General features: G+C 67.3%; 8 protein-coding genes and 2 pseudogenes. 4 read left to right on the top strand and 6 right to left on the bottom strand.

The features are described from left to right. The coding region (locus tag ACFWPJ_RS17790; RefSeq protein ID WP_378852618.1) for a hypothetical protein at positions 1 to 656 on the bottom strand (656 nt) is incomplete at its 3' end. Positions 657 to 685: 29 nt separating this feature from the next. Continuing rightward, positions 686 to 977: pseudogene (locus tag ACFWPJ_RS17785) on the bottom strand (Tn3 family transposase); the annotation flags it as partial. Positions 978 to 1,199: 222 nt separating this feature from the next. On the opposite strand from ACFWPJ_RS17785, the gene ACFWPJ_RS17780 reads away from it, so the two are divergent. After that, positions 1,200 to 2,831, top strand: a complete 1,632-nt coding sequence (locus ACFWPJ_RS17780) for a TlrC/CarA/OleB/SrmB family ABC-F type ribosomal protection protein (RefSeq protein ID WP_378852616.1) — start codon at positions 1,200 to 1,202, stop codon at positions 2,829 to 2,831. A gap of 36 nt (positions 2,832 to 2,867) precedes the next feature. Here ACFWPJ_RS17780 and ACFWPJ_RS17775 read toward each other — a convergent pair whose 3' ends face one another. Then, positions 2,868 to 3,404, bottom strand: coding sequence for a hypothetical protein (locus ACFWPJ_RS17775; protein ID WP_378852614.1), 537 nt, complete (start codon positions 3,402 to 3,404; stop codon positions 2,868 to 2,870). A gap of 169 nt (positions 3,405 to 3,573) precedes the next feature. Here ACFWPJ_RS17775 and ACFWPJ_RS17770 point away from each other — a divergent pair, with 169 nt between their 5' ends. Continuing rightward, positions 3,574 to 4,401, top strand: a complete 828-nt coding sequence (locus ACFWPJ_RS17770) for an alpha/beta fold hydrolase (RefSeq protein WP_378852612.1) — start codon at positions 3,574 to 3,576, stop codon at positions 4,399 to 4,401. A gap of 39 nt (positions 4,402 to 4,440) precedes the next feature. On the opposite strand, the gene ACFWPJ_RS17765 is transcribed toward ACFWPJ_RS17770, so the two are convergent. Further along, a complete protein-coding gene (locus ACFWPJ_RS17765) occupies positions 4,441 to 5,406 on the bottom strand; it encodes a helix-turn-helix transcriptional regulator (RefSeq protein ID WP_378852610.1) in 966 nt (321 codons plus the stop codon). Positions 5,407 to 5,468: 62 nt separating this feature from the next. Here ACFWPJ_RS17765 and ACFWPJ_RS17760 point away from each other — a divergent pair, with 62 nt between their 5' ends. Then, the gene (locus ACFWPJ_RS17760) at positions 5,469 to 6,605 is read left to right on the top strand and encodes an epoxide hydrolase family protein (RefSeq protein ID WP_378852608.1); all 1,137 of its coding nucleotides are present in this window, start codon (positions 5,469 to 5,471) and stop codon (positions 6,603 to 6,605) included. A 38-nt stretch (positions 6,606 to 6,643) separates the two neighbouring features. Here ACFWPJ_RS17760 and ACFWPJ_RS17755 read toward each other — a convergent pair whose 3' ends face one another. Further along, a complete protein-coding gene (locus tag ACFWPJ_RS17755) occupies positions 6,644 to 7,111 on the bottom strand; it encodes a hypothetical protein (protein ID WP_378852606.1) in 468 nt (155 codons plus the stop codon). Between the two features lie 52 nt (positions 7,112 to 7,163). Continuing rightward, positions 7,164 to 7,724: a hypothetical protein gene (locus ACFWPJ_RS17750; RefSeq protein ID WP_378852604.1), complete on the bottom strand. Its 561-nt coding sequence runs from the start codon at positions 7,722 to 7,724 to the stop codon at positions 7,164 to 7,166. A gap of 294 nt (positions 7,725 to 8,018) precedes the next feature. Here ACFWPJ_RS17750 and ACFWPJ_RS17745 point away from each other — a divergent pair. Beyond that, positions 8,019 to 8,179, top strand: a pseudogene (locus tag ACFWPJ_RS17745) (RNA polymerase subunit sigma-24); the annotation flags it as partial. Positions 8,180 to 8,330 lie beyond the last annotated feature (151 nt).

The raw sequence follows: 8,330 nt of genomic DNA, 5'->3' as shown, positions 1-8,330 counted from the left end.
GTATAGTGCCAGAGCAGCTTCGATGCTGCCAACGCGGCAGAATGATAGGTCGGTAGAACGGCCTCAGCAGGGTATGCCTCGACCAGCTGCGTTTCTTTCAACTCGTGCCACAGCCGCGAACTCAGGTAGTCGGACAGTCTTGCCTCCTCCACACCGACCTCGGTCTCGACGAGATACAGCCAGGACGCTGGATTCGCCGCCGCGTGTTTCGGTGACCGATACACCCTCCTGACCGCAATAACGCCCCGCCCGGCGACGGACATGGCCATCAGACGATCTGCGGCAAGAGGTTCGGGGATGTGCTCAGGCGCATCGGGTGTGAACGAATACGCCAGCGTCGGCGGAATGTCCACGAGGGAAATATGCAACTCGTCCTCTTGCAGATCACCCACTTCGAGGAGGTCTCGAATGAGGAGCCACTCCTCTCCGGTCACACCGATACCATCGCTGTCCAGCCCGAGAACCACCGCCTGCACAGCCATGGCGTCCTCGTTGTGGATAAGGCCATATGCCACGCCCAGATAGTGATCCGGAACTCGTCCCGTCAAGCTCCGGAACAGCCGAATGGCCTTCGAGTACTCCTCATCATCCATATCTTCACCACCTCTGTCGGCTTCGTCCGCGATCACGTTGACGCGATGCGTCAGATCCGCCATTCAACCTATCGATCCCAGTACCTGCACACTCAACTCGGCATTACAGGATGTCGATGTGAGGCGTCCGGAGCGCTGAGATGAGGCCAGAACAGGGTGTCTCGAACCCGTAGCGGCCGGTAGCCGGTCGGGCCGAGCTGGGCGAGCTCGCTTTACATGTCGACCTCGATCGCGCCGAAGAAGTTGATGTGGCGCTGTGCGCGGGGAGAGGTGGGCCAAGACCTCGTCGTCGATCCGCTGTCCGGCTCGGCGCATCTACTCCACTGCCAGCCCGTAATACTCGGTGGTCCACGCGATTACCGCGTTGGTCGCGAGGGTCAGGCACACCAGAAATGAGGGGGTGGCAGACCGAGCGGAGTGTCGTTATGGTCGTAGACCTCATGGGTATCGGTTTCCTGTTCTTGTGATCTCGCCGAACGCGTCGAGCTGAGCTCCGCGTTCCGCCACCGCACGCCACCTCGCTCGGTCCGCGTGCGTTTTCCCTCGATCCAGCCCCGGCACGGGGCCTTTCGTGCGGCCTCACGCGGGCCGGGAACAGGAGCTGACATGACCAGCACCGCCCAACTCACCCTGCACGACGTCACCAAGCGCTACGGCGCCATCACCGTCCTCGACACCGTGTCGCTGTCGATCGCACCCGGCGAAACGGTCGGCGTGATCGGCGAGACCGGTTCGGGGAAGTCGACTCTGCTCCGGCTGCTCGCCGGTGCCGAACAGCCCGACGACGGCAGCGTGATCGTCTCGGCGCCGGGCGGCATCGGCTACCTCCCGCAGGTACTCGAACTGCCGGGCACCGCCACCGTCGCCGCTGCCATCGACCACGCACTGGGCGATCTCCGGACACTCGAGGCGCAACTGCGCAGCACCGAACAGCGACTGGCACACGGTGGCCCGGCGCTGCTCGACGACTACGCGACGCTGCTGGCCCGGTTCGAAGCACGCGACGGCTACCTGGCCGACGCACGCGTCGACATCGCCCTGGCCGCGCTCGGCCTGCCAGGACTCGATCGGGATCGCCTGCTCTCGACCCTGTCCGGCGGGGAGAAGGCCCGGCTGGCGCTGGCGGCGACGCTGGCCTCGGCGCCGGAACTGCTGTTGCTCGACGAACCGACCAACGACCTCGACGACGCCGCGGTCGCCTGGCTCGAACAGCAGCTGCGCGCGCATCGGGGCACGGTCGTCGCGGTGACCCACGACCGGGTGTTCCTGGAACGGATCACCAGCACCATCCTTGAGGTCGATGCCGGGCAGGTCGCCCGCTTCGGCGACGGATACGCCGGCTACCTGGTGGCGAAAGCGGCCCAACGGCGCAGGGCCGCACAGGAATACGCGGACTGGCGGGCCGAACTGGCGCGCAGCAGGCGACTGGCTGAATCGAATGTGATTCGGCTCGAGGCGATTCCCCGGAAACTGCCGCTGGCCGTGTTCGCCGCCGGACCGTTCCGGGCGCGTGGGCGCGGGCACGGTGCGATGTCGCGCATCCGCAATGCCAAAGAGCGGGTCGCGCGGCTGCATGCCGATCCGGTGGCGGCGCCGATCGATCCGCTGCAATTCCATGCGGCGGTGCCGACCACGATCGAGGACGCGCAGGCGGGTCCGGTCGCCGAGCTGGCCGGCGTCCGCGTCGACGATCGCCTCACGCTGCCCGTACTGCGCGTCGAACCCGGTGCGCGGTTGCTCGTGACCGGGCCGAACGGCGCGGGCAAGACCACCCTGTTGCGGGTGCTCGCCGGTGATGTACAGCCTGATACCGGGACTGCGCGGATCACCGGCCGGGTGGGCTGGCTGCGGCAGGAACCTCCCCGCTACCCGGCGGCGGCGACCGTGCTCACCGCGTTCGCCACCGGCAGACCGGGCCATCCCGACGACCACGCGGACACCCTGCTCGATCTCGGTCTGTTCCGTCCCGCCGAACTCGCGCTGCGGGTCGGCGAGCTGTCCTACGGGCAGCGCAGGCGCATCGAGATCGCCCGCCTGGTCACCGAACCCGCCGACCTGCTGCTGCTCGACGAGCCGACCAACCACCTCGCCCCGGCACTGGTCGAGGAACTCGAGCAGGCGCTCGACGGCTTCCAGGGCGCCCTGGTGATCGTCACCCACGACCGGCAGTTGCGGCGCCGGTTCACCGGGGACCGGATGGCACTGCGGAACGGAGCGATCGCCGAGGTCGCCGCGTAGTCACCGGCGGGCCGGATCTACCGGGTCGGTCGCGGTTCACCGTGATTGCTGGGTGGGACAGGAATCGATCGGTACCGCGAATTCGACGCTGCCGGCGTTCTCGAACACGAACGTCACGTCGATAGTGATGCCCGGTCTGACCCAGTCGTCGGGTTTGTTCACGACAACCGTGATCGGTTCGTCCGGCGCCTGTGTGGCATCGAGTTGTTCGACCGGCTGCCCGGCCGCCAGCCTGGTTCCGCCGTCGAGCACGAGCGCGTCCGCCGGGGCCTGGATATCGACCGAGTCCGCCGCGTCGGTCGTGATCGTGACGAGCCGATCCTGACTCGTGCCGGTGTTGGTGGCGGTGAAGGACAGCCGCGATGGACCCTCGAGTTGGATGACGCAGCTTCCGGGCAGCACCAGCGGGATGACATGGACGTTCTGGAGTTCGATGTCCCCGATGGTGGCTTGGCTGCCACTGGTATGCGAGATGTCTTCCACCGGGTTTCCCCCGCATGCTGTCGTCACTCCAGCAGCGACGACGATGCTTGCTCCGAGCGCGGCGATGATTCGAATTCGCGGGATGCGCATATCCCGGCAATAGCCACGCCGGCGCGTCCCAAACCGAACAGCGGCGGCGGAATCGTCCTGACCTGCGGAATCGGGTGTCGCGAAAAAGGTTCTCGGGGCGAGCGATGAGTTCCCGGATCGGCCACCGTCTCAATGAGTGCTACCTGTAGCCGAGATCCGGGAGAGTCCTATGACCGCCAGCTCCGCCGTCACCACCGGCACCCTCGTGGTGCCCGACGCCCGCCTGTACTACGAGGTCCGCGGGACGGGACCGCTGTTCGTGCTCGTCGGCGCGCCGATGAACGCCGCCGCGTTCGCGCCGCTGGCCGAACAGCTCGCCGCCACCAACACGGTGCTGACCACCGATCCACGTGGACATTTCGCCAGCCCACTCGACGATCCGCAGCAGGATTCGATGGTGCTCGCCCGCGCCGACGACCTCGCCCGGCTGATTACCCACCTCGACGCCGGTCCGGCGGTGGTGTTCGGTTCCAGCGGCGGTGCCGTCAGCGCGCTGGCGCTCGCCCAGACCAACTCCGACCTGGTCACCACCGTCGTCGCCCACGAACCGCCGCTGCGCGAGCTGCTGCTTGACGCGGCGGACCAGCGCGCCGTCACCGAGGACATCATCGCCACCTACGACACCGGCGACGTGATCGGCGCGTGGCGGAAATTCTTCGCCCAGACCGGCTTCGCGATCCCGGACGTGGTGGTGCAGCGGATGTTCGGTGGTGACCGCGACCCACGGCAGGTCGACAGCGAACGCCACTGGTTCGACCATGAACTGCGCGCCACCGCCGAGTGGGTGCCCGACCCGCCGTTGCTGCGCTCCGTGCCCACCCGCGTGATCGTCGGCATCGGCGCCGCGTCGACCGGGCAGTTCTGTGACCGTACTTCGCGAGAGCTGGCCGCGGTGCTGGGCATCGAGCCGGTGCTGTTCCCCGGTGATCACACCGGATTCGTCGGTGGCCCGATCGCGTTCGCCGCCCGCCTGCAGGAAGTTCTGGGCGAGCCGTGAGAGGTGCCGGGGCAGCGCATCAACGGCGAGCATGCGGTGCTAGTCGGCATCCGGTGCATCGACCGCGTTGCGGCAGCGGTTGCTCAATCTGCGTAGTGCCGTGACGAGTTCGGGTGGGCCGGTGACGGTGAAATCGGTGTCCAGTGCGGTGATCATCCAGGCCAGCGAGGCAGGGGAGTCCGCGCCCAGGTGCAGCAGACACGTCTTGTCGTCGACCGGTTCGAGAACGCCGGTGCCGGGCCACAGACGTTCGGCGATCTCGATGGCAGGCCCGTGCAGGGTGACCTCGGTGCGCCACGGCCACGACGAGCTCGAGAGCCTGCGCGACAGATACGTGGCCGCGTCGCCGTCGGGCAGTGGGCGCTGGGTGAAGCGCGGGCCGGTCGGGATCCGGGGATGCAGCCGGTCGACGCGGAACGACCGCCAATCCTCCCGGTCGACGTCCCAGGCGACCAGATACCAGTGCCTGCTGACATTGACCAGCGAGTCGGGTTCGGTGTCGCGCACGGAGGTACGGCCCGTGTGATCGGTGTAGTCGAACCGCAGGCGTTCCTGCCGCCGGCACGCGTCCGCGATCGCCAGCAGGGTCTCCGATGTCACACGCGGCGCCTCGGCGGCCACGCGCACCATCGACTGCTGCAGGGTGCTCAGCCGGTGCCGCAGCCGCGACGGCAGCACCTGTTCCAGCTTGGCCAGCGCCCGCAACGAAGCGTCCTCGATGCCGGTGACGGTGCCACCCGAAGTGGTCCGCAGACCGACCGCGACGGCCACCGCCTCCTCGTCGTCGAGCAGCAACGGCGGCATCGACGCACCGGCACCCAGCCGATAACCCGCCATCCCCTGCAAGGCCTGCACCGGATAGCCGAGCCCGCGCAGCCGCTCGATATCGCGGCGAACCGTGCGCGCCGTGACCTCGAGCTTGGCGGCGAGCTCGGCGCCCGACCACGCGCGGTGGGTCTGCAACAGCGACAGCAGACGAAGCAACCGGGCTGACGTTTCTGACATGCCTCCAGAATGCCCGCAACTTAGGCCCGATCCCGACCTAAGCGGTTCGTAGCGTGGTCGGCATGAACGACATCCACCCCTTCCGGATCGACATTCCGCAATCCGACCTCGACGAGCTGCACGACCGCCTCGCCCGCACCCGCTGGGCCGTGGACCTGCCCGAAACCGGCTGGACCTACGGCCTGCCCACCGCCTACCTGCGCGGTCTCGCCGACTACTGGCGCACCGGGTTCGATTGGCGCGCCGCCGAAGCCGCCCGCAATGCCCGGCCACAGTTCGTCACCGACATCGACGGTCAGCGCATCCATTTCACCCACGTCCGCTCACCCGAAACCGGCGCGCTGCCGCTGGTCCTGGTGCACGGGTGGCCGTTCACCGATTTCGCCGCGACGATCGGACCGCTGACCGACCCCCGCGCCCACGGCGGCGACCCACGCGACGCCTTCGACGTGGTGATCCCGACCCTGCCCGGATTCGGCTTCTCCGGTCCCACCCGACAGCCTGGACAGGCCGCGACCGAGCGGTCGGCGATCCTGATCGCACAGCTCATGAGCAGGCTCGGCTACTCCCGCTACGGGGCGCAGGGCGGCGACGCCGGGTCGTTCATCGCCCCGCAACTGGGCCGCATCGACACCGAGCACGTCGCCGGGGTCCATCTCAATGCCGCGATCACGATTCCCACCTGGGACGACGACGGCGCAGGCTATTCGGTACCGGATCAGGAAAAGCTTGCCGCACTCCAGGATTGGAGCAGCAACGAGACCTCCGCGTACGCGAGCGTGCACAGCACCCGCCCGCAGACCCTGGCCCACGCGGTGACCGATTCACCCGCGGGACTGCTCGGCTGGGTCGTCGATGTCGTCAACACCTACAAGGATCCGGCCGCCGCCCTGCCCGAGGACTCCCTCGACCGCGACGCGATGCTCGCCGAGATCGCGATCCTCTGGTTCACCCGCACCGCGGGTGCTTCGATGCGCCTGTATAAGGAATCCCAGCAGTGGGGTGCCGACCTGCCCAGCTCCGGCGTGCCCACCGGCATCGCGGTCTTCCCCGGCGACAGCACGATTCGCGGTATCGCCGAGAAGCAGAACAACCTGGTGCGCTGGACCGAGTTCGGCCGCGGCGGGCATTTCGCGGCGATGGAGGCGCCCGATCTGCTCGTCGACGATGTGCGCGAGTTCTTCCGGCCGTTGCGCTGACCGCGCTCACCCACCTGGAAGTCGACCATCATCCCATTTCAGGTCGTGAGCAGGCGGTTGAAGAACGACCGGTAATGACGCAGGGCCATCCGCAGATCTTCGGTGTCCGCGCGCTCGCCGCGATTCCATTGCCCTTCGAGCTCTTGTTTGTGCTCGGCGAACGTCGTGGCCAGCGTCTGCATGACCTCCGCGACCAGAGTATCGGCGGTGAGTACAGCGTCGCGGGGGTCGTCGACGAACTTGTTCTGGACCTCCCGCCACCGCTCTCGGAAGCCTTCCTCGTCCTCGGTTGTGAGCAGCTGCGGGGTCTCGTCCTCCTCGGTCGGCGCGGCAGTCGTCTCGGCTTGGGATTCGGGCTCAGCAGAGCCACGCGTAGGGGTGCTCCCGCCGGGGAAGGCGGGGGCCTCGGTCTGCGGTTGGTCGGCTTCCTCGGTCGCCCGGTCGTGGGGTTGGGCAAGATCTTCCGTGGACAGGCCGCCCTGGGTCGGGTCTGGTTCGGGTTGCATATCTACTCCGTCCCTTGTCGCCTCGGCGTTTCGGGTCAGGATTCGGGTTCGTTCATGCTCGGGCGTGACGGGTTTGGCCGCCGTCGGAGAGCAGTTCGTCGAAAAGAGCTCGGTAGTGCACCATCGCCCCGCGGAGCTGCTCGGTGGTCGCCTTGTGCTGCGTGCTGAGTGCCTCGATCTGGTGAGCGGCACGGTAGTGCTCGAGGGTGCGGCCATGTTCGACGGAGAGATCCTCGAGCTGCTGCTGGTAGCCCTCGGTCGGATAGCCGCGTTCGCGCATCAGGGAAGTCACCAGGCGGTCCGCGTCATGCACGGCATCCTCCGGCCGGTCCACGAATTCCCCTTGCACGCTCGTCCAGTCCTGGCTGTACCGATCACGGGCGCTGCTCTCCAGCGGCCGGATATCCAGCGAGTCATGGCGTTTCTCGCGGGACCTGAGCTCGCGCTCGCCGGCCATTCGGCTGTCCGCGTCTTCGACCGTTCGTTCGTACTCCGGGCCGAAGCGTTCACGAAGATGACGACGGCGGTCAAGGAGCAAAGCGGCCCCGGCGATCAGGATCGCCACTACCACCACAATGGGGATGATGATCGCCAGAAGGTTTCCTATCGACATCGTGCCCAACCCCTTCGCATATTGTTGGGATCTGCATTATTATATGTTGCTTTTGCCCAAAGATTCCCTTCTCGCCGACTTTCTCGAGCCCCGCCCGCACGTTCTGGTCCTGCGTGGTGACGCAGGTCGACACCATGCACACAGGGCACCGTGCTGCTGGTCACGGGCTTCGATGCCGGCCACCCCGAAAGATAGTGACCGCTCTCAGATCCAGATGAGTCGATTCGCCGACACGAAGGCTGTCGATCAGCCCCTTGCGTTGACTGGCCCGGCGTGCCGCCGTCAGCCGTCGACGTGGGCCAATGGCTCCCCGAGCCACTTGTCGAGGACGCACCCGAGGGTGACGGAGCCGTTGCGGTCGTGCGGACCGAGCGTTCTCGATGGCGATGCCGGTGGTCCTGGAATCACTGGCCCCGCTCGAACGGGCGGTGTTCGTACTCAACGAGGTTTTCGCCTAGTTCGCATCGACGAGGACGGCTCCCACCTCGGCCATCCGCTGCGCGGCATAGCCGGGGTCGATCAGCGCCTCCGGCGTGTAGGTGCCGGGGCCGACCTCGTCACCGCGCAGTCCGAGCAGTCGTTCGACCCCGAGCGCGACCCCGAGCG

Origin of the sequence: Nocardia sp. NPDC058497, assembly GCF_042720195.1 — a bacterium.
GTDB lineage: Bacteria > Actinomycetota > Actinomycetes > Mycobacteriales > Mycobacteriaceae > Nocardia.
This window is presented reverse-complemented; position numbering and strand designations above follow the sequence as displayed.

Coding starts and splice junctions, on each gene's coding strand:
- ACFWPJ_RS17770 (WP_378852612.1), top strand. CDS start 3,574: ATGACCGCCAGCTCCGCCGTCACCACCGGCACCCTCGTGGTGCCCGAC.
- ACFWPJ_RS17765 (WP_378852610.1), bottom strand. CDS start 5,406: ATGTCAGAAACGTCAGCCCGGTTGCTTCGTCTGCTGTCGCTGTTGCAG.
- ACFWPJ_RS17750 (WP_378852604.1), bottom strand. CDS start 7,724: ATGTCGATAGGAAACCTTCTGGCGATCATCATCCCCATTGTGGTGGTA.
- ACFWPJ_RS17775 (WP_378852614.1), bottom strand. CDS start 3,404: ATGCGCATCCCGCGAATTCGAATCATCGCCGCGCTCGGAGCAAGCATC.
- ACFWPJ_RS17755 (WP_378852606.1), bottom strand. CDS start 7,111: ATGCAACCCGAACCAGACCCGACCCAGGGCGGCCTGTCCACGGAAGAT.
- ACFWPJ_RS17760 (WP_378852608.1), top strand. CDS start 5,469: ATGAACGACATCCACCCCTTCCGGATCGACATTCCGCAATCCGACCTC.
- ACFWPJ_RS17780 (WP_378852616.1), top strand. CDS start 1,200: ATGACCAGCACCGCCCAACTCACCCTGCACGACGTCACCAAGCGCTAC.